The sequence below is a fragment of the Streptomyces sp. NPDC053076 genome (genome assembly GCF_044546845.1).
In the GTDB taxonomy this organism is placed as follows: domain Bacteria; phylum Actinomycetota; class Actinomycetes; order Streptomycetales; family Streptomycetaceae; genus Streptomyces.
Map to the genome: position 1 here is coordinate 257930 of NZ_JBITZL010000002.1, position 24135 is coordinate 282064.

19 protein-coding genes are annotated in these 24135 nt (G+C 69.7%); 14 read left to right on the top strand and 5 right to left on the bottom strand.

The features are described from left to right. Window positions 1–5 precede the first annotated feature (5 nt). A complete protein-coding gene (locus ACIGYR_RS08455; RefSeq protein ID WP_391845268.1) occupies window positions 6–1622 on the bottom strand; it encodes a carboxyl transferase domain-containing protein in 1617 nt (538 codons plus the stop codon). 97 nt (window positions 1623–1719) lie between these two features. On the opposite strand from ACIGYR_RS08455, the gene ACIGYR_RS08460 reads away from it, so the two are divergent. From ACIGYR_RS08460 to ACIGYR_RS08475, 4 genes are all read left to right on the top strand, one after another. Further along, window positions 1720–2325 carry a TetR/AcrR family transcriptional regulator gene (locus ACIGYR_RS08460; protein WP_391845269.1) on the top strand — a complete coding sequence of 202 codons (606 nt, stop codon included), beginning with the start codon at window positions 1720–1722 and terminating at the stop codon, window positions 2323–2325. Between the two features lie 173 nt (window positions 2326–2498). After that, window positions 2499–3656 carry an acyl-CoA dehydrogenase family protein gene (locus ACIGYR_RS08465; protein ID WP_228622002.1) on the top strand — a complete coding sequence of 386 codons (1158 nt, stop codon included), beginning with the start codon at window positions 2499–2501 and terminating at the stop codon, window positions 3654–3656. 36 nt (window positions 3657–3692) lie between these two features. Then, the gene (locus ACIGYR_RS08470) at window positions 3693–4574 is read left to right on the top strand and encodes an acyl-CoA thioesterase (protein ID WP_391845270.1); all 882 of its coding nucleotides are present in this window, start codon (window positions 3693–3695) and stop codon (window positions 4572–4574) included. Between the two features lie 304 nt (window positions 4575–4878). Further along, a complete protein-coding gene (locus ACIGYR_RS08475; protein WP_399596258.1) occupies window positions 4879–5262 on the top strand; it encodes a hypothetical protein in 384 nt (127 codons plus the stop codon). 66 nt (window positions 5263–5328) lie between these two features. On the opposite strand, the gene ACIGYR_RS08480 is transcribed toward ACIGYR_RS08475, so the two are convergent. Further along, the gene (locus tag ACIGYR_RS08480) at window positions 5329–6117 is read right to left on the bottom strand and encodes a phosphatase (RefSeq protein WP_399596257.1); all 789 of its coding nucleotides are present in this window, start codon (window positions 6115–6117) and stop codon (window positions 5329–5331) included. A gap of 78 nt (window positions 6118–6195) precedes the next feature. Then, entirely contained in the window at window positions 6196–8025 is a 1830-nt protein-coding gene (locus tag ACIGYR_RS08485; RefSeq protein ID WP_399596256.1) for a PucR family transcriptional regulator ligand-binding domain-containing protein, read from the bottom strand. A 191-nt stretch (window positions 8026–8216) separates the two neighbouring features. On the opposite strand from ACIGYR_RS08485, the gene ACIGYR_RS08490 reads away from it, so the two are divergent. The 7 genes from ACIGYR_RS08490 to ACIGYR_RS08520 all read left to right on the top strand — a co-directional run bounded on the left by ACIGYR_RS08490 (window position 8217) and on the right by ACIGYR_RS08520 (window position 18416). Beyond that, window positions 8217–9677, top strand: a complete 1461-nt coding sequence (locus ACIGYR_RS08490; protein WP_399596255.1) for a sodium:solute symporter — start codon at window positions 8217–8219, stop codon at window positions 9675–9677. A gap of 56 nt (window positions 9678–9733) precedes the next feature. Further along, on the top strand, window positions 9734–10714 hold the full coding sequence (gene speB / locus ACIGYR_RS08495) for an agmatinase (RefSeq protein ID WP_399596253.1): 981 nt from the start codon (window positions 9734–9736) through the stop codon (window positions 10712–10714). Continuing rightward, window positions 10711–12402, top strand: a complete 1692-nt coding sequence (locus ACIGYR_RS08500) for a thiamine pyrophosphate-binding protein (RefSeq protein WP_399596252.1) — start codon at window positions 10711–10713, stop codon at window positions 12400–12402. Before speB ends, ACIGYR_RS08500 begins: the two co-directional genes overlap by 4 nt. A gap of 117 nt (window positions 12403–12519) precedes the next feature. Then, window positions 12520–13797, top strand: coding sequence for an ATP/GTP-binding protein (locus tag ACIGYR_RS08505; RefSeq protein ID WP_399596250.1), 1278 nt, complete (start codon window positions 12520–12522; stop codon window positions 13795–13797). Next, window positions 13797–14477 carry an RloB family protein gene (locus tag ACIGYR_RS08510; protein WP_399596249.1) on the top strand — a complete coding sequence of 227 codons (681 nt, stop codon included), beginning with the start codon at window positions 13797–13799 and terminating at the stop codon, window positions 14475–14477. The genes ACIGYR_RS08505 and ACIGYR_RS08510 overlap by 1 nt, the downstream gene beginning before the upstream one ends. A gap of 98 nt (window positions 14478–14575) precedes the next feature. Then, entirely contained in the window at window positions 14576–17197 is a 2622-nt protein-coding gene (locus ACIGYR_RS08515) for an N-6 DNA methylase (RefSeq protein WP_399596247.1), read from the top strand. Further along, on the top strand, window positions 17187–18416 hold the full coding sequence (locus ACIGYR_RS08520; RefSeq protein WP_399596246.1) for a restriction endonuclease subunit S: 1230 nt from the start codon (window positions 17187–17189) through the stop codon (window positions 18414–18416). Before ACIGYR_RS08515 ends, ACIGYR_RS08520 begins: the two co-directional genes overlap by 11 nt. A gap of 57 nt (window positions 18417–18473) precedes the next feature. Here ACIGYR_RS08520 and ACIGYR_RS08525 read toward each other — a convergent pair whose 3' ends face one another. Continuing rightward, window positions 18474–18695, bottom strand: a complete 222-nt coding sequence (locus ACIGYR_RS08525) for a DUF397 domain-containing protein (protein ID WP_399596244.1) — start codon at window positions 18693–18695, stop codon at window positions 18474–18476. Next, window positions 18688–19482, bottom strand: coding sequence for a Scr1 family TA system antitoxin-like transcriptional regulator (locus ACIGYR_RS08530; protein ID WP_399596242.1), 795 nt, complete (start codon window positions 19480–19482; stop codon window positions 18688–18690). Before ACIGYR_RS08530 ends, ACIGYR_RS08525 begins: the two co-directional genes overlap by 8 nt. 194 nt (window positions 19483–19676) lie before the next feature. On the opposite strand from ACIGYR_RS08530, the gene ACIGYR_RS08535 reads away from it, so the two are divergent. From ACIGYR_RS08535 to ACIGYR_RS08545, 3 genes are all read left to right on the top strand, one after another. Next, entirely contained in the window at window positions 19677–20042 is a 366-nt protein-coding gene (locus ACIGYR_RS08535; protein WP_399596240.1) for a hypothetical protein, read from the top strand. After that, window positions 20039–20404: a hypothetical protein gene (locus ACIGYR_RS08540; protein WP_399596239.1), complete on the top strand. Its 366-nt coding sequence runs from the start codon at window positions 20039–20041 to the stop codon at window positions 20402–20404. Before ACIGYR_RS08535 ends, ACIGYR_RS08540 begins: the two co-directional genes overlap by 4 nt. 157 nt (window positions 20405–20561) lie before the next feature. After that, window positions 20562–24134, top strand: a complete 3573-nt coding sequence (locus tag ACIGYR_RS08545) for a type I restriction endonuclease (protein ID WP_399596237.1) — start codon at window positions 20562–20564, stop codon at window positions 24132–24134. Window position 24135 lies beyond the last annotated feature (1 nt).

The following is a 24135-nucleotide window of genomic DNA, read 5'->3' on the forward strand; positions in this document are numbered from 1 at the left end:
CCTCCTCACATCCGGAAGACGCCGAACTGGGGATCTCCCAGCGGCGCGTTGGCACAGGCCGTCAGGGCGAGTCCCAGCACCTGACGGGTGTCCAGCGGGTCGATCACGCCGTCGTCCCAGAGCCGGGCGGTGGCGTAGTAGGCGTTGCCCTGGTGCTCGTACTGCGCGCGGATCGGCGCCTTGAAGGACTCCTCGTCCTCGACGGGCCACTCCTCGCCGCGCGCCTGAAGCTGGTCCCGCTTGACGGTCGCCAGCACGGACGCGGCCTGCTCGCCGCCCATGACCGAGATCTTGGCGTTGGGCCACATCCACAGGAACCGGGGGGAGTAGGCCCGGCCGCACATCGAGTAGTTGCCCGCGCCGTACGAGCCGCCGACGACGACCGTCAGCTTCGGCACGCGCGTGCAGGCCACCGCTGTCACCATCTTGGCGCCGTGCTTGGCGATGCCGCCCGCCTCGTAGTCCTTGCCGACCATGAACCCGGAGATGTTCTGCAGGAACACCAGCGGGATCCCGCGCTGGTCGCACAGCTCGATGAAGTGGGCGCCCTTCTGGGCGGACTCGGAGAACAGGATGCCGTTGTTGGCGACGATCCCGACCGGGTGGCCGTGGATCCGGGCGAACCCGGTGATCAGCGTCTGCCCGAACTCGCTCTTGAACTCGGAGAAACGCGAGCCGTCGACCACGCGCGCGATGATCTCGCGGACGTCGTAGGGGGTGCGGGAGTCGACCGGGACCGCGCCGTAGAGCCCGTACGGATCCACCTTCGGCTCGACGGACGCCCGCACCTCCCAGGGCAGCGGCTGCCGGGCCGGGAGCGTGGCCACGATGTTCCGGACGATCCTGAGGGCGTGCGCGTCGTCCTCGGCGAGGTGGTCGGTGACGCCCGAGATCCGCGAGTGCACCTCGCCGCCGCCCAGCTCCTCCGCCGTCACGACCTCACCGGTGGCCGCCTTCACCAGCGGGGGCCCGCCGAGGAAGATCGTCCCCTGGTCGCGGACGATCACCGCCTCGTCGCTCATCGCCGGGACGTACGCGCCGCCGGCCGTGCACGAGCCGAGCACCGCCGCGATCTGCGGGATCCCGGCGCCGGACATCCGGGCCTGGTTGTAGAAGATCCGGCCGAAGTGGTCCCGGTCGGGGAAGACCTCGTCCTGCATGGGCAGGAAGGCTCCGCCGGAGTCGACCAGGTAGACGCACGGCAGCCGGTTGTCCAGGGCCACCTCCTGGGCGCGCAGGTGCTTCTTGACCGTCATCGGGTAGTACGTGCCGCCCTTGACCGTGGCGTCGTTGGCGACGATCACGCACTCGCGCCCGGCGACCCGCCCGATCCCGGCGATCACCCCGGCGGCCGGCGCCTGCCCGTCGTACATCCCGTCGGCCGCGAGCGGGGCCAGCTCGAGGAAGGGCGAGCCCGGGTCGAGCAGGGTGTCCACCCTGTCCCTGGGCAGCAGCTTGCCGCGCGCCGTGTGCCGGGCTCGCGCTTTCTCACCGCCGCCGAGGGCCGCGGCGGCCAGTTTGGCGCGCAGCTCCCCGACGAGTGCGAGATGGGCTTCCTCGTTGGCCCGCCACGCTTCCGACGCGGGATCTGCCGCGCTGTGAAGCTCCGGTGCCTCGTGCATCCTGCGGTCCCCTCACCCGGTGATCGAACCGGTTAATGAGCGTTAACCATTTCCTTCAGGTTAACGACCGCTAACCTCGCTGTCTAGAATTGTCGGCATGGTCAGCAGAACCGACGCCCCGACCCGCCGCGAGCAGATCCTGAAGGAGGCCGCCCGGCTCTTCGCCGAGCGCGGTTTCCACGGCGTGGGGGTCGACGAGATAGGCGCCGCGGTCGGCATCAGCGGCCCCGGTCTGTACCGGCACTTCCCGGGCAAGGACGCGATGCTCGCCGAGTTGCTGGTCGGCATCAGCGGGCAGCTGCTCACCGGGGCCAAGCGCCGTCTGGCGGAGGCGGACGGGGCCACCGGCGCCCCGGCGGTCCTGGACTCGCTGATCGAGGGCCACATCGACTTCGCGCTCGACGACCGGCCCCTGATCACCCTGCACGACCGGGAGCTGGACCGGCTGCGCGACAGCGACCGCAAGCTGGTGCGGCAGCTCCAGCGGCAGTACGTCGAGCTGTGGGTGGAGGTGGTCCGCGAGGTGTACCCGGCGCTGACCGAGCCGGCCGCCCGCTCGGCCGTCCACTCGGTCTTCGGCCTGCTGAACTCCACGCCCCACCTGGGGCGCGCGGGCACGCTCCCCGGCCGGGGGACCACGGCGGAGCTGCTGCACCGGATGGCGCGGGGGGCGTTCGCGGCGGCGGGGACGGCCGGGGGCTGAGCCCAGGCGGGCCGGCGCGCCTGGCACCGGCGGTCAGCGCCGGTGCGCACCCGGCGTGGGGACATCGCCCGCCCGTGCCGGGCGGGTGGCACAGCTCACCCTGGACGCCTCCCCCTACTCACCGGTATCTTCGAGTCTGAGCAAGCGCTTAGACAGACGTGGAGGTGGGCGGCGTGCGCCGTACGGTGTTCAACGAGGATCACGAGGCGTTCCGGGAGACCCTTCGCGCCTTCATCGAGGCCGAGGTCGTCCCCGTCTACGACGAGTGGTTCGCCGCCGGTCAGGCGCCGCGCGACTTCTACTACAAGCTGGGCGAGCTGGGCATCTTCGGCATCAACGTGCCCGAGGAGTTCGGCGGCGCGGGCCTGGACAGCCACAAGTTCGAGGCCGTCCTGTACGAGGAGACGGCCCGTGCGGGCGTCCAGTTCGGCGGCTCCGGCGTGCACGTGCTGCTCGCCCTGCCGTACATCAAGATGCTCGCCACCGACGAGCAGAAGAAGCGCTACCTGCCGAAGTTCGTCACCGGCGAGGAGATGTGGGCCATCGCGATGACGGAGCCGGGCACCGGCTCCGACCTCGCGGGCATGAAGTCCACCGCCAAGCTCTCCGAGGACGGCACGCACTACGTCCTCAACGGCGCGAAGACCTTCATCACCGGCGGCGTGCACGCCGACAAGGTCATCGTCTGCGCCCGCACCGCCGCGCCCACCGCCGAGGACCGCCGCCACGGCATCTCCCTGTTCGCCGTGGACACCAAGTCCGAGGGCTACTCCGTCGGCCGCAAGCTCGACAAGCTGGGCCTGAAGACCTCCGACACCGCCGAGCTGGCCTTCGTCGACGTCAAGGTGCCGGTCGAGGACCTGCTGGGCGAGGAGAACAAGGGCTTCTACTACCTCGGCCACAACCTGGCCTCCGAGCGCTGGGGCATCGCCTTCGGCGCCTACGCGCAGGCCAAGGCCGCCGTCCGGTTCGCCAAGCAGTACGTGCAGGAGCGCACCGTCTTCGGCAAGCCGGTCGCCCACTTCCAGAACACCAAGTTCGAGCTGGCCGCCTGCCAGGCCGAGGTGGACGCCGCCGAGGCGGTCGCCGACCGCGCGACGGAGGCACTGGACGCCGGTGAGCTGACCCCCGCCGAGGCCGCCTCCGCGAAGCTCTTCTGCACCGAGGTCGCCCACCGCGTCATCGACCGCTGCCTCCAGCTGCACGGCGGCTACGGCTACATGAACGAGTACCCGATCGCCCGCCTGTACGCGGACAACCGTGTCAACCGCATCTACGGCGGCACCAGCGAGATCATGAAGACGATCATCGCCAAGGACATGGGTCTGTAAGGTCCCCGCGATCGCCGGCCGGTACACCTACGAGCCATGAGCCAGGCACTTCAGGATCTCCTCGATCTGCTCGACCTGGAGCAGATCGAGGAGAACATCTTCCGCGGCCAGTCCCGCTCCGCCGTCGTCCCCCGCGTCTTCGGCGGACAGGTGGCGGCGCAGGCGCTGGTCGCCGCCGGGCGGACGGTCCCCGCGGACCGGCCCGCCCACTCGCTGCACGCGTACTTCCTGCGCCCCGGCGACCCCGGTGCGCCGATCGTCTACACCGTGGACCGCATCCGTGACGGCCGGTCCTTCACCACCCGCCGCGTGGTCGCCGTCCAGCACGGCAAGCCGATCTTCCACCTCTCGGCGTCCTTCCAGGTGTACGAGGAGGGGCTGGAGCACCAGACGCCGATGCCCGCCTCGTCCGACCCGGCGACCCTGCCCACCTCCCAGGAGCGACTGCGCGGCTACGGCCACCTGGCCCCCGACGTCGTCGAGAGGTTCCTGGAGGCCCGCGAGGCGATCGACCTCAGGTACGTGGACGAGCCGCCGTACGGGCAGTACGGCGAGCCGCGCGAACCGCACTCCCAGGTGTGGTTCCGCACCAACGGCAAGCTCGAAGGCGCCATAGACGAACCCCTGCTGCACATCGTCCTCGCCACCTATGTCTCCGACATGACCCTGCTGGACTCCGTGCTGCTCGCACACGGACGCGGCGGCTGGGCCGTCGGCGACGTGGTGGGCGCCTCGCTGGACCACGCGATGTGGTTCCACCGGCCCTTCCGTGCCGACGAGTGGCTGCTGTACGACCAGGAGTCGCCCTCCGCGCACGGCGGTCGCGGCCTCGGCCAGGCGCGCATCTACACCCAGGACGGACGGCTCGCCATCACGGTCATCCAGGAGGGTGTGGTCCGGGTCCCGAGACAGCTGTGACGGGGGCGCCGTTCGAGATGACGTGTGACGCGAGCGGGACTAGGCTCTTCGAGTGAGAGCCGCAGCGAACGGCATGCTCCCTACACGGGTTTCCGGAACCTCGGTGCCCCGGCCGCAGTACCCGATGGCGTGACCACGCGCGGGTGGGCTGTGAGGGCCTCGGCGAGTGCGCCGTTCCGTTCGAAAATCCTGCGGTGACATCTGAAGACCGCGCCGCACGTTTCTCGGTTTGCCGCGGCGACGGCCATCCACCTCGCTCCTCTTCCCGGAGCCGCGAGAGACGATGGAGATAGAAGGTATACCCATGGGATCACAGCGCACGAGGCGTCTTGTCGCGTTGTCCGCCTCCGGCCTTCTGCTGGCCGGCGGGGCCGCGCTCGGCACAGCCGGAAGCGCCTTCGCCTCCGACCACAGCGACCACGGTTCCTACAGCTCTGACTGGGGCGACCACGGCAACAACAGCTGGTCGGACGACGATGACGACGACTACGGCTGGGGCGACAACGGCGGCTACGGCGGAGACGACGGCGGCTACGGTGGCGACCACGGCGGCTACGGTGGCGACCACGGCGATGGCGGCTACGGTGGCGGCGACCACGGCGGCGGTGGCGACCACGGCGGCGGTGGCGGCGGCCACGGCGGCGGTGGCGGCGGCCACGGTGGTGGTGGAGGAGGTGGCGGTCACTGACCCGACCACGAACTGACCATCATGTGCGGCCCCGTCAGCGGGGCCGCACCGCATGCTGCCGCCCCGTCAGGACAGGTTCGCCGCGGCGAGCAGATACGCCGTCATGGGGTCGTAGTGGCGCGGGCTGACCACATGGTCGTCGAGCGGCACCACCACCTGCACGGTGCCCTCGGCCTCGGCGAGGAACAGGGCCGGGTCGTTGCAGTCGGCGTACCCCACGGAGTCGACACCGTGCTGTCCCGCGTACCCGGCCCAGCCGTGGTCGGCGACCACCAGGTCCGGCAGCGGGCGTCCCTCGCGCTCAAGTCCCGTCAGAATGGCCCGCATCGGCTCCCCGGAGTGGGTGTGCCACAGCGTCGCCCCGTGCTCCAGCACGGCCACGTCCGCGAACTGCATCACGTAACCCTCGTCCGTCTGCAGCCCGTCCGGGATGACCACGATCTCGCAGCCGGCCGCGCGCAGCGCGGCGGCCGTGGCCCGGTGCACGTCCAGCAGGCCACCCGGGTGGCCGGTCGCGAACAGCACCCGCTGGCACCCCTCGGCCGCCTTGCGCAGCCGCGCCGCCATCCGCTCCAGCGCGTCCACCGTCAGTTCGGGGTCGATGGTGTCCTGCCCGTACCGGTACTCCGGGTCGTCGTTGACACCCACCCGCTCGGCCATGACCGCGAGCACGTCCTGCTCGTCCGTCCAGCGGTCGCCCAACTCGAGGCCGAGCCAGAAGTTGCGGACCCCGTTGGCGAGCTGACGGTAGTGGGAGAGGTTGTTCTCGCGGGGCGTGGCGACGTCCCCCGCGATACGGGTTCGCACCAGGTGATCGACGAGCTGGGCGCGGCTGGGTGTCCCGGATATCGGCATGCCTTCCATTGTGGGGCAGTGGGTCGCGGGAGTCTTCGGCATATCGCCCGCTGGGACGGGTCTCACTCGCCCCTGCCGTCAGCCCCGCCGCAGCGCGAACCACAGCTCCATGCGTACGTCCGGGTCGTCCAGGTCGGCGGCCAACTGCGCGGCGCAGCGGGCGATCCGCTGCCGCACGGTGTTGCGGTGCACGCCCAGCGCCACCGCCGTACGGTCCCAACTGCCGTGCAGTGAGAGCCAGGTGCGCAAGGTCTCGGCGAGCGCGGGCTGTGCCGCGAGGGGTGCGAGCAGGGTGCGGGCGTGCGTCTCGGCGTCCGCCCGCGGCACCAGGTCCGCCAGCGCCGGCCGGGCGGCGTGCCTGAGCAGCGGGGCACGGGTGGCGCGGGCCCGGGCGAGGGCGCGGGCGGCCTGGGTGTCGGCGGCCGGCCAGTCGTGCGGCTCGGCCGGGGCGCTCACGCCGACCGTCCAGCCGGGCTGCGGGGCCGGGTCCCGGTCCGCGGGCACCAGCACCCGTACGACCTCACGGCCGAGGTCGACCAGCGCCGAACCCAGGGCGGCGCCGAGCGCGGAGGCGGCGACCGGGTCCGGCGCCTGGGTCTCCGGCCGGGCGTGCACGACGAGCCACCGGCCGGTGCCGAGCAGGGGGGCCACCTCATCCGGCGGGGCGCCCAGCAGCAGCCGCACGAGCGCGGAGGACCGGGCGGCGCCGGCTCCGCTGTGATGCTCCCCGGTCAGCAGGGCCAGCAGCACGGAGGCGACGGAGGCGATGGTGTGATCGCCGGGCTCACGCCGCGAGGTGGCCACCCCGAGCACGAACCCCTCACCGGCACCGAGGGCGTACACGGCGAGATGAGCGTCCCCGAAGGCGTCGGTGGCGGAGGTGGGCTGCGGCCGGCCGACGGCGGCCGGGGCGGAAGAGCCGGGCTGCGGCCGGGGCCCGGGAGCGGCCGGGGCGGTGGGGGTGGTCGGTGCGGCGGTGGCGCGCTGTGGTCGGGCGGTGGGGATGGGTGGTGGGGCGGGGGTGCGCTGTGGGCCGGCGGTGGGGGCGGTCGGTGGGGTGGTGGAGGAGGGCTGTGGTCGGGTGGCCGGTGGGGCGGGGGTGCGCTGTGGGCCGGCCGTGGAGGTGGTCGGTGCGGTGGTCGTGGAGCGGTCGGGGTGGGCCGTCGGCCGGACCACGGCGGCCAGCTCCGCCAGTGCCGCCCCCGCGCCCTCCGGTGTCTCCCGGCCCGCCGCCGCGACCTCCGTGCCGTCCGGGCCGTACAGCACCGCGCGGCCACCCAGGCGCTGGGCCAGCTGGCGCAGTACCGAAGGCACCGGATCCGGCCGGGAGGCGGCTGCCGCGAGGCTCTGCTGGGCCTCGGTGACGCGGCGCAGCTCGGCCAGCCGGGCCTGCGCCATCAGCTGCCAGACCGCGCGGGCCACGCCGGAGAACGTGGTCTGCGGCGGGACCTCCAGCAGCGGCAGGCCGTGGCGGTCGCAGGCGGCGACCAGGGCGCGCGGGACCGTGTCGTGCACCGGGGCCACCCCGAAGCCGAGGGCCGCGCCGCCCGCCGCCACGATCCGCGAGACGTAGTCGTCGAAGTAGGTGCTGGTGCCGGTGGTGCCGGTGGTGCCGGTGGTGCCCGTGGCTTCGGTGCCGGTGGCTGTGTCGGTGCCGGTGTCGGTGGTGCCGGTGCCGGTGGCGGTGACAGCCGTTTCCGGGACGTGCACCCCGGCGGTGAGCAGTAGCTCGCCGCCCAGCAGATAGGGGTACGGGTCGGCCATCTCCGAGGTGTGCGCCCAGTGGATCACCGTCTCCGGGCCGGCCGGTCCGGCGATCTGCCGCAGGGCGAGATCCTCCCGGGCCAGCAGCGCCTGAAGCGCTACCGGTGGGGTCGGTGGGACCGCTGGGGCGATCGTTTCCGGCATGGTGTGCGTTCCCTCCATCCCGCCCCGTGCATATGGATGAAACGTACACTTCGCAGTCGCTTTCCGGCCACCTACTGTCAAGTGAGCACGGCAGCCGCGGGTACGGGCGGATGTCCCCGCAGCCGCTGCCGGCACATCCCCGAAGCATCTGCACGACACGCCACCGGACAGTGCGCGAAGGAGGGCCCCACATGGCCGTCGACTACACAGTGATCGTCGTCTATCTCGCCGGCATGCTGGCCATGGGCTGGTGGGGCATGCGCCGCGCCAGGTCCAAGAGCGAGTTCCTGGTGGCCGGCCGACGCCTCGGCCCCGCCATGTACTCCGGCACCATGGCGGCGATCGTTCTCGGCGGCGCGTCCACCATCGGCGGTGTGGGCCTCGGCTACCAGTACGGCCTCTCCGGCGCCTGGATGGTCTTCACCATCGGCCTCGGCCTGCTCGCCCTGTCCGTCTTCTTCTCCGCGCGCATCGCCCGGCTGAAGGTCTACACCGTCTCCGAGATGCTCGACCTGCGCTACGGCGGCCGGGCCGGCGTCATCTCCGGCGTGGTCATGTGGGCGTACACCCTCATGCTCGCGGTGACCTCCACCATCGCCTACGCCACGATCTTCGACGTCCTGTTCGACCTGAACCGGACGATCGCGATCATCCTCGGCGGCTCGATCGTCGTCGCGTACTCGACCCTCGGCGGGATGTGGTCCATCACGCTGACCGACATGGTCCAGTTCGTCGTCAAGACCATCGGCGTGCTGCTGCTCCTGCTGCCGATCGCCGTCGTCAAGGCGGGCGGCTTCGGTGAGATGAAGGCCAAGCTGCCGACCGAGTACTTCGACCCGCTGGGCATCGGCGGCGAGACGATCTTCACCTACGTCCTGATCTACACGTTCGGCATGCTGATCGGCCAGGACATCTGGCAGCGCGTGTTCACCGCCCGCAGCGACAGGACCGCCAGGTGGGGCGGCACGGTGGCCGGGACCTACTGTCTGGTCTACGCCCTCGCCGGCGCGGTGATCGGCACGGCCGCCAAGGTGATCTATCCGAAGCTCGGCAGCCCCGACGACGCCTTCGCCACCATCGTCAAGGACGAACTCCCCGTCGGTGTGCGCGGCCTGGTGCTGGCCGCCGCCCTGGCCGCCGTGATGTCGACCTCCTCCGGCGCCCTGATCGCCTGCGCCACCGTCGCCAACAACGACATCTGGTCGCGGGTGCGCGGGATCGTACGGCGGGACGGCGACCAGCATGACGAGGTCGCGGGCAACCGCGCCTTCATCCTGGTCATGGGCGTGGCCGTGATCGGCACCGCGATCGCGCTGAACAACGTGGTCGAGGCGCTGACCCTGGCCTACGACCTCCTCGTCGGCGGGCTGCTCGTCCCCATCCTCGGCGGCCTGCTGTGGAAGCGCGGCACCGTCCAGGGCGCGCTGGCCTCCGTCGTGGTCGGCGGCCTCGCCGTCATCGGCCTGATGGCCGGCTACGGCATCCTCGCCAACGAGCCCGTCTACTACGGCCTGCTGGCCTCCCTCGCGGTCTACGTCGCCGTCTCCCTGGCGACGAAGCCCACCGATGAGACGGTCCTCGCCGCCTGGCGCGACCGCCTCGCCGGACGATCTCCCGAACTCGCGTCCGAACCGGTACCGGCTCACCAGTAGAGTCGTATGAAAAGCAGTGCATGCGCGACGAAGCGCAAGAAAGAAGGCATTTCATCATGAGCAGCAACGAGACGCCCCGCGGCCCTGTCGACTCCTCCCGCGTCCCGCGGTACGCCGGCCCCGCGACCTTCGCCCGGCTGCCCCGTCTGGACGAGGTCGGCACCGCCGACGTCGCCGTCGTGGGCGTGCCGTTCGACTCCGGCGTCTCGTACCGGCCGGGCGCCCGCTTCGGCGGCAACGCCATCCGCGAGGCGTCCCGGCTGCTGCGCCCCTACAACCCGGCCCAGGACGCCTCCCCCTTCGCCCTCGCCCAGGTCGCGGACGGCGGTGACATCGCCGTGAACCCGTTCAACATCAACGAGGCCGTGGACACCATCGAGGCCGCCGCCGACGACCTGCTCGGCACCGGCGCCCGCCTGATGACCCTCGGCGGCGACCACACCATCGCCCTGCCGCTGCTGCGCTCGGTGGCGAAGAAGCACGGCCCGGTCGCCCTGCTGCACTTCGACGCGCACCTGGACACCTGGGACACCTACTTCGGCGCCGAGTACACGCACGGCACCCCGTTCCGCCGCGCGGTGGAGGAGGGCATCCTCGACACCTCCGCCCTCTCCCACGTCGGCACCCGCGGCCCGCTGTACGGCAAGCAGGACCTCACCGACGACGAGAAGATGGGCTTCGGCATCGTCACCTCCGCGGACGTCTACCGCCGCGGCGCCGACGAGGTCGCCGACCAGCTGCGCCAGCGCATCGGCGACCGCCCGCTGTACATCTCCATCGACATCGACTGCCTCGACCCGGCCCACGCCCCCGGCACCGGCACCCCGGAGGCGGGCGGCATGACCTCCCGCGAGCTGCTGGAGATCCTGCGCGGCCTGGCCTCCTGCAACCTGGTCTCCGCGGACGTCGTCGAGGTGGCCCCCGCCTACGACCACGCCGAGATCACCTCGGTCGCGGCCTCCCACACGGCGTACGAACTGACCACCATCATGAGCCGCCAGATCGCGGCGGCCCGGAAGGACGCGGAAGCGAAGTGACTCACGACCACGACCTGGTACTCCGCCCGACGCAGGCGCAGATCACCGCCGCCCTGAACCCTCCCCCGGGGCGCAACGGCGGAGACCTGGTCGTGGAGACACTGGCCGGGCTCGGCGCGACCACCGTCTTCGGCCTGCCCGGCCAGCACGCCCTCGGCATGTTCGACGCCCTGCGCCGCTCCTCGCTGCGCTACATCGGCCTGCGGGTGGAGAACAACGCGGGCTTCGCGGCCGACGCGTACGGCAGGATCACCGGCGAGGCGGCCCCGCTCCTGCTCTCGACGGGCCCGGGCGCGCTGACCTCGCTGGCGGCGCTCCAGGAGGCGGCGGCGGCCTCCGCCCCCGTCCTGGCGATCAGCAGTCAGATCCCGACGGCCGGTCTGGGCGGCGGCCGGCACGGCTACCTGCACGAACTCCCGGACCAGGCGGCCTCCTTCCGGGGCGTGGTCAAGTCGGTCCACACCGTCCGCACCCCGTCACAGATCCCCTCCGCGATCGCGGCGGCCTGGAAGTCGGCGCTGACCGTGCCGCACGGCCCGGTGTGGGTGGAGATCCCGCAGGACGTCCTGCTGGCGGAGACCGCGCTGCCGGTGGTGACGGCGATGGACGCGACCCCGGACGACCTGGCCCCGCGCCCCGAACTCACCGCGGTGGCCGCCGACCTGCTGTCCCGCGCGGCCCGCCCGGCGATCATCGCGGGCGGCGGGGTCGTACGTGCCGACGCGTCGGGCAAGCTGCTCCGGCTGGCCGAGAGGCTTCAGGCACCGGTCGTGACGACCTTCGGCGGCAAGGGCGCGTTCCCCTGGAACCACCCCCTGTCGTTGCAGTCCTGGCTGGAGGACCGGCACACGACGGACTTCCTGGAGGACGCGGACGTGCTCCTGGTGGTCGGCTCGGGCCTTGGCGAACTGTCCTCCAACTACCACACGTTCCAGCCCCGGGGCCGGGTGATCCAGATCGAGGCGGACCTCGGCAAACTGGAGTCCAACCACCCGGCCCTCGGCATCCACGCGGACGCCCGCCTCGCCCTCCAGGCGCTGCTGGAGACGGTGGAGGGGCGCGCGGACGACACGGCACCGCAGCGGGTGCGGGAGCTTCTGGCCGAGGTCGCCGGCCGCATCGCGAGCCAGGAACTCACCCTGGAGCAGAACGTGCTGGCGGCGGTCCGCCGCGCCCTGCCCGCCGGCTCCCCGTCCTTCTGGGACATGACGATCCTGGCCTACTGGGCCTGGTCCGCCTTCGACGCGCAGGGCCCCAACACGATGCACTCGGCCCAGGGCGCGGGCGGCCTCGGCTACGGCTTCCCCGCGGCCCTCGGCGCGGCAACGGCGGACCCGACCCGCCCGGTGCTGGCGGTCTCGGGAGACGGCGGCGCCCTGTACTCGATCGCCGAGCTCGCGACGGCGAAGCAGTACGACCTGAACGTCACCTGGCTGATCATCGACGACGGCGGCTACGGCATCCTCCGCGAGTACATGACGGACGCCTTCGGCCAGCCGACAGCGACGGAACTGACCCGTCCGGACTACGTGGCCCTGGCGGAGTCCTTCGGCGTACCGGGCGTCCGTACCACCCCGGAGGCGCTGGAGGAGGACCTGACGAAGGCCCTGGCGGCCCCGGGTCCGTCGGTGGTCGTCCTGCCGGCGGTGCTGCGGATGTTCGCGCCGACGCATATGGGCTCGAACTGATCACACGATCGGCTGTTCGCGGTGACCTTGAAGGGATATGTTCCGTGAGGTCGCAGGCGTCCCGGCAGGGCCGATGTCAGCTGCGGCCATTACCCTGGGCCCGGAGAGGAGGACAGCGTGCTGCTGAGGTTCCGCGTCGGGAACGTACGGTCCCTGCGAGACGAGCAGGAGCTGTCCTTCGTCGCGCCTGCCGACGAGCAGGGCGGGTCGGCGAATCCGGTGGATCTTGCGGGCGGAGGATCCATCTCCGTCCTCCCGCTGATCGGCATCTTCGGGGCCAACGCCTCCGGTAAGTCGAACGTGCTGACCGCGATGACCGACATGCGTAACGCGGTCCTCAACTCCTATGCCCGCTGGGCCTCTTACGACGGCATCCCGCGCCAGGTCTTCGCCCTGAGTCCCAAGAGCGAGAGTGAACCCTCCTTCTTCGAGGTCGACGTCGTCATGGACTCGGTCCGCTGGACGTACGGCTTCGAGCTCGGCGCCACCCGTGTCGAGTCCGAATGGCTGCACAGCTACCCGCGCGGTCGCCGTCAGGAATGGCTCGACCGCGACGCCTCCCGTCCGGACGTCTTCAAGTGGCCCGGTGGACGGGTCAGGGACCGCGCCCAGCTCGTACGGCGCACGCGGCCGAACGCGCTGCTGCTCTCCACGGCCGGGACGGACAACCACCCGCAGCTCTCGCCGCTCTTCCACTGGTTCCGCCGCAACTTCTGGATGATCAGCCCGGAGGTCGAGCGGGACGAGCGCGCGCGGTACACCACGAAGGAACTGTCCGGTCCGAGGGCCACCAGGATCCAGGAGCTGCTGAGGGTCGCCGACCTCGGCATCACGGGAGCGACGGTCGTCCAGGAGCGCCCGGGCCAGGACACGGTGAAGCTGACGCACCACTCGGCCGCCGGGGACGTGTCCTTCGACTGGCAGGAGGAGTCCTACGGCACCCGGTCCTGGTTCGCCCTCCTGGGCCCTCTGCTCCTCGCCCTCGACGAGGGCGCGGTCCTGCTCATCGACGAACTCGACGCCAGCCTGCACTCCCGCTTCGCAGCCGAGGTCGTCAGGCTCTTCCACGACCCGTACGCAAACCCGAAGGGCGCCCAGCTGGTCTTCACGTCGCACGACGCGACGGTGCTCACCACCCCGAGCGGTGAGCGGCTCCTCGACCCGGCGCAGGTGTGGCTGACGGAGAAGGACAAGGACGGGGCGACCGAGCTGTATCCGCTCACCGATGTGGAGCCGGGTGAGGACGAGGACCTCACGCAGTCCTATCTCGCGGGGGCCTTCGGTGGGGTTCCGGCCCTTCTGGAAGGACAGATCGCGCGGCGGCTGCTGGTGGCGCGCGAGGCCGGCACGTACGACGAGACAGGTGAGCGAGCGGACGGGGCGGGGCGCGACTGATGGGGCGGGCGCAGAAAGGCAAGGACTCCTGGGAGCGTCCGGCCCGGCGGGGCGGACAGCGCAAGCGCCAAGTCTTCATTTTCACCGAGGGCAAGGTGACCGAGCCCTCGTATCTCGACATCCTCAAGGACCAGGGCGTCCCCCTCGCCGACGAAGTCCTGGTGGAGATGCACATCGCCAACCGCAGGGCGGACAGTGGGCGCAAGCCGCTCGACCTCGTGGAGCAGGCGATCAGACTGAAGCGTGAAGAGGACCGCAAGGCGAAGCGGGCCAAGCTGGAGGAGAAGTACCTGCCTCAGGTCTGGTGCCTCTTCGACCACGACAACTACAAGTACATCCGCGACGCGCTGAAGCAGGCGGAGAAGGCGGGCATCGGCGTCGCCTTCTCGCATCCGTGCTTCGAGGTGTGGCGCCTCGCGCACTACAAGCCGGTCAGCGGCTCGTTTGCCGGGGTGTGCGACGGGGCGGCCGAGCGGCTCCCGTTCCAGCGGGGCTCTCAGGATGCCAAGACTCCCAAGGTCGTCCTGCCGCACCAGATTCTGAAGCGCTACAAGACGGCGCGGGAGAACGCCGAGCGGATGAACAACCAGCACCCGGCACATGCGAACAAGTGGGACAAGGATCCGTACACGGACGTGCACGAGTTCGTGGAGAAGGCGCTGCACATCGACACGTACTGACCCTTCCCGGCCATGATCACGAGCTGATTTCGGTATGGCCCCGGCGGGGTCATAGGGTCTCTCCGTCATCTCAGGTCTGGTCGTAGGGAGTCTCGTAAGTGGCCAAGCTCACGCTCGCCCAGCTGGAACGGCATCTGTGGGCTGCTGCGGACATTCTGCGCGGCACGATGGACGCCTCCGAGTACAAGGACTACATCTTCGGACTGCTCTTCCTGAAGCGGGCCAACGACGAGTTCGAGGCGGCCAGGGAACGGATCAAGCGGTACGCCGTCGAGGAGCTGAAGCTTGCCGACGAGGACGTTCCCGGTTACCTGGAGCAGCCGGGCCCCTACCGCAAGCGCGATGTGCTGTACGTGCCGGAGGAGGCTCGTTGGCGCAGGATCTCCGCCGTCCCCTACAACATCAACGAGAAGGCGCTGCGTCCCGCGCTGCAAGCGCTCGAGAGCCAGAACGCGAAACTCAAGGGCCTCTTCGATCACCTCGATTTCAACCGCATCGGTGGATCGGGCGCTGCGTCCGGCGCGGCCAAGCTCGCCGACCAGCGCCTGCAGCTCCTCATCGCGCACTTCGGGCGGATCCGACTGCGCACGGAGGACTTCGAGTTCCCCGACCTGATCGGTGCCGCGTACGAGTACCTGATCAAGGAGTTCGCGGACACCGCCGGGCGCAAGGGCGGCGAGTTCTACACCCCGCGCGCCGTGGTCCGCATGATGGTCGAGCTCCTCGCCCCCACCGAGAACATGAGGATCTACGACCCGTGCGTCGGCTCGGGCGGCATGCTCATCCATGCGGCAGAGTATGTGGAGGAGCACGGCGGCGACACGTCGTCGATGTTCTTCGCCGGGCAGGACGCCAACTCCGGCTCCTGGATCATGTCGACGATGAACATGGTCCTGCATGGGGTGCGCCGCTTCGACCTGGCCACCGGGGACACGCTCTCGCAGCCGGCGCACGTTCCGCGCTCGGACGAGGACCGCTTCGACGGAGTACTGAGTAATCCCCCGTTCTCATTGGACTACACCCTTGCGGACCTGGCGCACCCGGCCGAGCGTGGCAAGTACGGGGCGACGAGCGAGCGCGGCAAGGCCGACCTGATGTTCCTCCAGCACATGCTGTGGGAGACCAAGCGGGAGGGCTCCCGCGGCGGCATGGTGATCACGGTCATGCCGCACGGGGTGCTTTTCCGTGGCGGCGGTGAGAAGACTATCCGCACGGAGCTGCTGGAGAAGGACACCATCGAGGCGGTCATCGGCCTCGCCCCGAACCTCTTCTACGGGACCGGCATCCCGGCCTGCATCCTGGTGCTCCGGCCGCCGGGCCGGAAGGACCCGGCGCGGGAGGGCAAGGTGCTGTTCATCAACGCCGACCGCGAGTTCCACGCGGAGCGGGCGCAGAACGTCCTGCTCCCCGAGCACGCCGAGAAGATCGTCTCGACGTTCCACGCGTACGAGGAGGTACCCGGCTTCTCGCGGATCATGACCCGCGAGGAACTCGCCGCCAACGACGACAACCTCAACATCCGCCGGTACGTAGACAACACGCCGCCGCCCGAGCCGCAGGACGTGCGGGCACACTTGGTGGGCGGGGTGCCGCGCGCGGAGATCGAGGCGAAGAAGCCGCTGCTCGACTCGTACGGGATCGGGATGACCGATCTGTTCATGGAACGGGAGCCGGCGGACCCGGCCTACGTCGACTTCCGGGACGAGGCGGCGGGCGGCCGTCCCGATCTGGGCGAACTGGCCCGGCCCCGGGAGGAGGCGCTGCGGGCGGAGTTCGGCAAGTGGTGGGAGGAGGAGGCCGCCCTCCGGCTGGAGGCGGTGGCGGCCAAACCCGAAGCTCTCGCTTCGTCTACGTCCTCCGAGCGCAAGGCCGCGCTGATGGCGGTGCGGGGACAGCTGATGAAGTCGTTCGGGGAACGGCTGGGACGGGTCGGTCTGCTGGACCGGTATGCGTTGGCGGGCGCGGTCGCGGGCTGGTGGTACGACGCCAAGTACGACCTGCTCGCGCTGTCGGAGAACGGATTCGGGGGCGTCGTCGACGGGTGGGTCGAGAACGTCGACACGATGCTCTCGCCGGAACAGGACGCGCGGACGAAGAAACTGCGGCCGCGGACGGCCGCGGAACGACGTCAGGCGTACGACCACAAGGTGGTCGCCGCGATCGTCCCGCAGTTCCTGGAGGAGCTGGCGGAGGCGGACGCGCGCAAGGCGGAGGCGGACGCACGGTTCAAGGAGCTGAGCGCGCGACTTTCGGGGGGTGGGGAGGAAGCGGAGGCCGACGGCGACCAGGCCGAGGGCGAGGTCAACGCGGAGGAAGTCGTGCTGAGTGCAGAGGAGTTGGCCAAGCTCACGGCTGAGCTGGCAAAGGTGAAGAAGGCGCGCACGAAGGCGGGCGCCGACATCAAACGCCTTGAGGCGGACTTCCACCGCTATCCGTACCCGAGCGACCCGCCGACGCTGGGGGAGGAGTCGCCGCGGTTGTTCCGGGCGCGGGCGGAGCTGGACGCGGAGGGGGAGCGCCGGGTGGTGCTCGACCTGCTGCGGGACGACCTGGCGGCGAAGCTGGACGGGCACGTGGTGCGGTGGCAGCGGGAGCTGGCGGCGTCTTATGAGACGTGGGAGCAGAAGTACGCCGTTTCGTTGAGGGAGATTCGAGCGGGGCGGGAAGCTGCGGCGGGGAAGTTGGATAGCTACCTGGAGGAGCTGGGTTATGCGGGATAGCGTCGAGATCCAGTGGCCCAAAGTTCGGGACGTTGGTGAAGTGCGCATGGGAAAGCAGCTCTCACCGGCAGCTCGGGACCTTCCTGGGCAATTCCCTTATTTGCGCGTGGCGAACGTTCATCTGGGGCGGATCGACTATGCGAATGTGAATACGATGGGATTCACTAATGCGGAGCGCGAGACATATGGACTCAAGCCTGGTGATATCCTGCTGAATGAGGGGCAGAGTCTGGAGCTCGTTGGCCGCAGCGCAATCTACGACCGAGCGGAGGGAGCTTTCTGCTTTCAGAACACTCTTATCCGCTTCCGGCCAAGTGCTGATGTTATTCCGGCGTATGCCCAGGTGGTCTTCGAGCGCTGGCTAGCAACCGGGGTCTTCGCGGCGATCGCCAAACAGACGACCAGCATTGCTCACCTGGGAGGCGACCGATTCGGGGCGCTGCCGTTCCCGTTGATTCCGGTGGCTGCGCAGAAGCGAATCGTTGACGTGTTCGACAGCGTCACAGCGCTGGAGCGGGCTATCGCGGCATCGGTCGCCAAGCTCCGCAGCGTTCGCCAGGGACTGGTGTCATCGTTGTTCTCTCCCGCTGGGGCAGGGCAGGGCGCCTGGGCCGTGAGGCCCCTAGAGTCAGTTGCTGAGGTAGGTGGCGGTCTTGCTCTCGGAGGAACGGCGGCTGGCGGCTCGGTTGAGCTTCCGTATTTGCGAGTTGCGAATGTTCAGGACGGATTTGTTTCAACCGCTGAAATGAAGAGGGTTCGCGTTACTCCTGGTGACGCGAAGAGGTACCGGCTGCAGGCTGGTGATGTACTAGTAACAGAGGGAGGGGATCTCGACAAAGTCGGTCGTGGGGCGGTTTGGGACGGGCGAATTGAACCGTGTCTGCATCAGAATCACGTGTTCCGTGTTCGCTGTAATGATAAGCTCGTAATTCCGGACTTCCTTGCTGCCTACATGGCATCTCAGGTCGGGCGCGCCTACTTCCTAAGCGTGGCGAAGCAGACGACTAACCTGGCATCCATTAGTTCTTCGCAACTTAAGGCGATGCCAGTTCCCTACCCGCCACTGCCCGAGCAGGAGCGAGTGGTTGGAGCACTCGCTGTTTGCGACAAGCAGATCAGCCGTGAAACTAGTGAACTCGGTAAGTTGAGCAAACTGAAGCAGGGGCTCATGGACGACCTGCTGTCGGGCCGGGCCGTGGATTCCGCTGTGGCGGCCTGAGCAACGTCCGGCCCTAGCTGTGGGGCGAAAGGCTGCACGCATAGTGGTGGGGAGTGGTCAGGAGGGAAGGGTTCCGACCTTGACCGCTGCGACGAACGACACCCACCCAGCTGACTGGAAGACCAATGCGGGCCCCGCCGGGACCTTGGAGTCGCGAACAGGTACACCTGCGGGGTGGTTGTCCAGGACCTCCAGGCAGCTGCCGCCCTCGCTGCCGCTGTAGGTGGACCTCCGCCAGCCGGTCAGCGCAGCAGTGTTCGAGATGATCGGTTCAGTCATGACGTCCGTAATCCTTTGCTGTCGCCCTCAGTAGGGCCAGTGACTCCTTGAGTGGCAGTGCGTCGCTCAGTGCAAGATCGTAACGGCCTTGCAGCTCCTGAACCATGGCCGGGGAGTCGTGCACCTTCCCCATGCGAACCCCCTCGCTGTATGCCACCGGCGGCTGATCGTCGAACCACATCAGCGTCAGCATGCTCTCCAACAGGGGGTGGAACCCCAGAGAGCGCGGTAGTACGTGCACGCGTACCCGTCTTGACTCCGCCAGCCTGACGATGTGTGTGATCTGCTCGGCCATGACCTCTGGGCCGCCGATCGGCCGGTCCAGGACGCTCTGGTCCAGAAGCGCCCACACTACTGGTGACACGGGGTCCTCAAGGATCTTCGCCCGCTCCAGCCGTGTGACAACGAGCCTGTCACATTCCTCTTCGCTCACTGGTGGGTAAGAGGGGCTCAGGACCGCACGCGCGTACCCTTCGGTCTGGAGGATGCCGGGCACGAAGGAGAGAGCGAACTCTCGGATCTCGACAGCCTGTTGTTCGAGTGCGTGGGCCGCTTCGAAGTGCTTCGCCACCGCGCTGTCGGCATCCGGCAGGAAGCTGCTGAGCACATCGCCCGTGTTCAGCGCCCTGTCGAGGCGTCTTGCGTCCTCCTTGGACGGGGTGCGCCGGCCCGCCTCGATGTGGGCGATGTGCGAACGCGTCATGACGGCGGCCGTCGCCAGCTCCTGTTGCGTCAGCCCGGCCGCTTCGCGCTGCGCCTTCAACCACTCCCCATAGATGTTACTCATCGTCAACTCCCGTGTGACAGATGCGTTGTCACCTCCGACCCCCTGGCGAGCCTAGTCCGGCCGGTCTCACTCTGTGAGTGGATCGCTACACAGCGATGTCCATGCATGTCGACTTGCCTTCGGGTACGGAAGACCCCCGCGTCCGCTACCGACGGCCCGGGGGCATGGCCCTCAATCTCACCGGAGTTGAAGACGTGTTGCACCGTATCGCCCGCCTCGTCGAGCCGATGCTGCGGCTGCTGTGGCCCGCTTCCGGGCGGCACCGGCACCGGAACCGGCACCGCGCCGGGGGAGCGGCGCGGCCCACCCCTGTGCCGACCGTCCCCGTCGAGCCCAGCCGCCGCCCCTCCCCGCACGAGACCCTCCTTCACGGCGAGGACTCCCGGCTCGTCCGCCCCTACCTCCTCGCCCACGAACGCCGTGAGCAGGCCAGGCGGCAGCGCCCACGGCGCCGGGCCCTCTGGATCGCCGTGCACGGCGTCGACACAGGGCCAAGGCGCATCCATGGTGTCGACGTCGGCCCGCTCCTAAGCCGCAGCGCCGAGGTGGTCGCTGCATGATCTATGAGAGCCATGACCCCGCCGCCACGACGGTCAGCCGGCCCCGCCTCCTCCCCTGGTCCAACCTCGACGGCAACCCGTGCTATCTCCTCACCGACAACGCAGGCACTGGCTATCTGTCCCGCGTTGCCGACAAGGTCGAAGCCGTCCAGCTCGACATGGCCGACGACCTTCTCGGCCATGCCGCCGACCTCCTGAGTGACGACAAGGCCACTGCGCCACAACTCCGCTTCCTGGCTGCTCGCTTGGTCGAATCGCTCCACGACGTGCATCGCATCGCCCGCAGCAGGGGAGCGCGTCTCCCAGCGCCCCGGAACGACGAGGCCTCCGGCGCCGTCCCGGAAGAGGACCTCGGCACCTGACCCGCCCGCCCGCGCCGAACGTGCGGCCGTACCAGCACAAAGCCCCGTACGTCCGCGCTCAGCCACGTCCTACGGCTGACGCTCTTCCCCTCACCCCGCCTCCTGGGCGCAGAATGGATCTCCGGGAATTGCTGGACATACGGAGAGGCGCGGGGCTGTGGTGGTGCACGTCGAGCGGGACGAGGTGGAGCGGCCGTTAATCGCGCAGTTGGAGGCCATGGGATGGACGCACGTCCCGGGGGTGGAGCTGGACACGCTCGACGCGGCCGTGCCGCTCCTCGTCGACCAGCTCGGACCCGCGCTGCGGAGGATCAACCTCCGGGGCAGTGACGGCCAGCCCTGGATGGGCGAGGACGACATCCGGCGGGCGGTCGGCGAACTTGCCTCCCTCTCCCTCGGCAAGGGCGTCGTGCATGCGAACCTCGCCGCCACCGACATGCTGCTCCACGGCTGGACGCTTCCCTCGCCCTCCGCCGCGCACGGCGGTCCGTCCGCCACCGTCCAGTACGTCGAGTGGCATCCGGACCTTGTCACGCGCAACACCTTCACCGTCGTCGACCAGCTCCGCGTGCGCAGCCGCTCCGGTGAGCTGTCGATACTCGACGTCGTCCTCTTCGTGAACGGCATTCCGCTCGTGGCCGTCGAGTGCAAGAGCCCCGATCTCGCCGAGCCCGTCCGCAGCGCCGTGCTCGATCTCCGGCACTACGCCGGAAATCCCGTTCTGGACCTCGGCGCCACCGGTGCCCCGGTCCCCGCCGGTGTGCCGGAACTGTTCCGGACGGTGCAGCTCTTGGTCGCCGCGACCGGCGAGACCGCCCACCTGGGCACCGTCACCTCCGAGCCCGAGCACTTTCACCCGTGGCGCAGCGTCGAACCGGAGGAGGAGAGCACCCTGCGGCGGGAGCTGCGTGCCGCGGGGCTGCTCGCGGACGGCGCCGACCCGGCCGCGCCCGCGCCGCTCGGCGAGCAGCAGAAGCTCGTCGGTGTGGTCCTGCGGCCGGCCGCCTTGCTCAACGTCGTACGGCACTACGTGATCCCGATGGCCATCGAGTCGGGGGCGGACGGCGGGGCCGTGCGGACCGTGAAGGCCGTCGCCCGGCACCAGCAGTACCGGGCCGCCGAGAAGGCCGTACGCAGACTGCTGACCGGACGAGTCCGGACCGGGCGTGACACCGAGGACGAGCGCGGCGGTGTCATCTGGCACACGCAGGGCTCCGGCAAGTCGCTGACCATGACGTTCCTGGTGCGGCGAGTGCATCTACACCATCGGCTCAGCGAGTTCATGGTGGTCGTGGTCACTGACCGCACCCAGTTGCAGACCCAACTCTCACGGACGCTGAAACTCAGCGAGTCCGACGTCGAGACGGCGGAAACCCGGACGCAGATGGAGGGGCTGCTGCGCGACGGCGGGCGGCGCGTCGTCTTCGGCATGATCCAGAAGTACGGGAACGGTTTCACCTTCGCCGGAGACGCCGAAGGCAGCGGGGACGACCGGGACCTGACGGGAGAGGGAACGGACCCGAGCGAGGACAAAGGTCCAGGCCCCGTACCGGACTTCCCCGAGTGCAACACCTCACCGGACATCCTCGTCCTCGTCGACGAGGCACACCGCTCCCACACCAGCGTCCTACACGCCGCCCTGCGCAAGGCGATCCCGAACGCCGCAAAGATCGGGTTCACGGGTACGCCGATCATCACCGGGCGTGAGGAGGACACGCGCCGGATCTTCGGGCGGGGGGACTCGCCGCGGGGCTTCCTCGACGAGTACCGGATGGAGGACGCCGAGCACGACGGCGTCGTTGTCCGCATCCGCTACGAGGGGCGGACCGGGGAGGGCGAGGTCCGTGACGGGGAGGTCCTCGACAGGGGGTTCGACGACCTCGTCCGGGACCGCACCCCCGAGGAGCGGGCCGCGCTGCTCAAGCGGTGGCCCACCGAGCGGGACGTCGCCGAGTCCGTTCCCCTGATCGAGGCGAAGGCCGAGGACATGCTGGAGCACTGGGTGACCACCGTGCTGCCCGGCGGCTTCAAGGCACAGGTCGCGGCCGTCAGCCGGAAGGCGGCCGTGCAGTACCACCACGCTCTGCGCAAGGCCCGTGACGAACTGCTCGCGCGGTTGGCCGAGTTCGACCCCGAGTCGGTGACGGGGATACCTCCGGAGAAGCTGTCCGCCAGACAGCGCTATCTCCACCAGGCTTACCGGTTCCGGGCGCTGCTGCGGCGGATCGACTTCGTTCCCGTCATCTCCCCGGGCTCCGGCCACAAGCGCGGGGAATGGAGGGAGTGGACGGACGCCGGTCGCCAGGAGGCGTACACCGAGCGCTTCCAGAAGGCGTTCCCAGAGCTGGCGCCCGATCCGGAGTGGGTCGCGGTCACCCCCTTCAATCCACCGCAGACCTCGACTCCGCCCACCGGTCCCGCCGGCGGTATGCACACCCCGTGGTCCGAGGCCGCGAACAGCGAACCGCCGTCGCTCCCCACCTCGGTGCCCGACCCCGTGCACCCTGACAGCCCCATCGCGTTTCTGATCGTGAAGTCCATGCTGCTCACGGGGTTCGACGCCCCGCGCGAACAGGTGCTCTACCTGGACCGGCCGATCCGGGACGCCGAGCTACTTCAGGCCGTCGCACGTGTCAACCGCACCTCACCCGGCAAGGAGGTCGGTTACGTCGTCGACTACTACGGCGTCTTCGAGCACCTCTCCAGTGCACTTGCCGGGTACCGGAATGCCGACGTCACCGACACCATGCGCGATCTGTCCTACGAGGTGGACAAACTCGGCCCCGCCGCCCAGGAGGTCCGCGACTTCTTGCGGCAGAACGGCATCGACGACGCGCAGCTCGACCAGCTCGCCAAGCTGGGGCCCGCTGCCCTCGCACTGCAACCCGAAGACCTACGGTTCGGCTTCGACGAGGTGCTGCACGAGTTCCTCGCCACCCTCGAACGCGTCCTTCCGCACGAGGAGGCCCTGGACTACGTGGCGGACGCCCGGCGTTGGAGCCTGCTCCAGAAGCGGGTGCGGCGGCTGTGCCGGGACGATGAGGGCGGCACGTTCACCCTGCGCCGGTACGGGCGCAAGGTCCGGGCGATGATCGCGGATCACCTCGAAGGGCCGGAGATCGACCAGGTCATCCCGCCGGTCTCGCTCACGGCTCTCACCTTCGACGATGCCGTGCGACGGCTGCCGCCGCAGGAGGCTGCGGCGGAGATGGGCCATGCGCTCCGCTTCCACCTGGAGGAGCGGACGAAGCGGGAGGACCCCGCGAAGTACGAGCGGCTCTCCAAGCGCCTGGAAGAGATCCTGCGCACGATGCCGGGTCGCTTCGAGGAGCAGATCGAGGAGTTCGGCCCGCTGATCGAGGAGGCCAGGCAGGAGCAGGAGGAGTCCCCGGAACTCGCCGGTCTCACGCCGCTCGAACAGAGGGTGTACCGACTGGTGGAGCAGATCCTGGAGGACACCCCCGGGATCAGGCTCGCCGGTGGCGGAGACGTCAGGCGGCTCACGGGCAAGGTGTGCGACGTCGCCACCGGGGTCATGGCCAGGGCGTCGTACCAAGGGCAGCACCAGGACATCAGCATGCTGGCCGGGGACCTCCAGGAAGTCTTGCTCAGTACCGATGTCCGGCCCGTGGGCGGGGACTGGGCGTCGTTGGAGAATGCGGCCGAGCGCCTGGCGTCCTTCGCGCAGGACAACCTGCGGCAGTTCCGGAGCAGGGCGAGGGGAGAATAGG

What these genes read in the sequence shown, in the direction of transcription:
- ACIGYR_RS08480 (WP_399596257.1), bottom strand. Translation starts at nt 6,117, where the DNA reads ATGCCGATATCCGGGACACCCAGCCGCGCCCAGCTCGTCGATCACCTG.
- ACIGYR_RS08455 (WP_391845268.1), bottom strand. Translation starts at nt 1,622, where the DNA reads ATGCACGAGGCACCGGAGCTTCACAGCGCGGCAGATCCCGCGTCGGAA.
- ACIGYR_RS08540 (WP_399596239.1), top strand. Translation starts at nt 20,039, where the DNA reads ATGATCTATGAGAGCCATGACCCCGCCGCCACGACGGTCAGCCGGCCC.
- speB (WP_399596253.1), top strand. Translation starts at nt 9,734, where the DNA reads ATGAGCAGCAACGAGACGCCCCGCGGCCCTGTCGACTCCTCCCGCGTC.
- ACIGYR_RS08460 (WP_391845269.1), top strand. Translation starts at nt 1,720, where the DNA reads ATGGTCAGCAGAACCGACGCCCCGACCCGCCGCGAGCAGATCCTGAAG.
- ACIGYR_RS08530 (WP_399596242.1), bottom strand. Translation starts at nt 19,482, where the DNA reads ATGAGTAACATCTATGGGGAGTGGTTGAAGGCGCAGCGCGAAGCGGCC.
- ACIGYR_RS08475 (WP_399596258.1), top strand. Translation starts at nt 4,879, where the DNA reads ATGGGATCACAGCGCACGAGGCGTCTTGTCGCGTTGTCCGCCTCCGGC.
- ACIGYR_RS08470 (WP_391845270.1), top strand. Translation starts at nt 3,693, where the DNA reads ATGAGCCAGGCACTTCAGGATCTCCTCGATCTGCTCGACCTGGAGCAG.
- ACIGYR_RS08510 (WP_399596249.1), top strand. Translation starts at nt 13,797, where the DNA reads ATGGGGCGGGCGCAGAAAGGCAAGGACTCCTGGGAGCGTCCGGCCCGG.
- ACIGYR_RS08485 (WP_399596256.1), bottom strand. Translation starts at nt 8,025, where the DNA reads ATGCCGGAAACGATCGCCCCAGCGGTCCCACCGACCCCACCGGTAGCG.
- ACIGYR_RS08520 (WP_399596246.1), top strand. Translation starts at nt 17,187, where the DNA reads ATGCGGGATAGCGTCGAGATCCAGTGGCCCAAAGTTCGGGACGTTGGT.
- ACIGYR_RS08525 (WP_399596244.1), bottom strand. Translation starts at nt 18,695, where the DNA reads ATGACTGAACCGATCATCTCGAACACTGCTGCGCTGACCGGCTGGCGG.
- ACIGYR_RS08490 (WP_399596255.1), top strand. Translation starts at nt 8,217, where the DNA reads ATGGCCGTCGACTACACAGTGATCGTCGTCTATCTCGCCGGCATGCTG.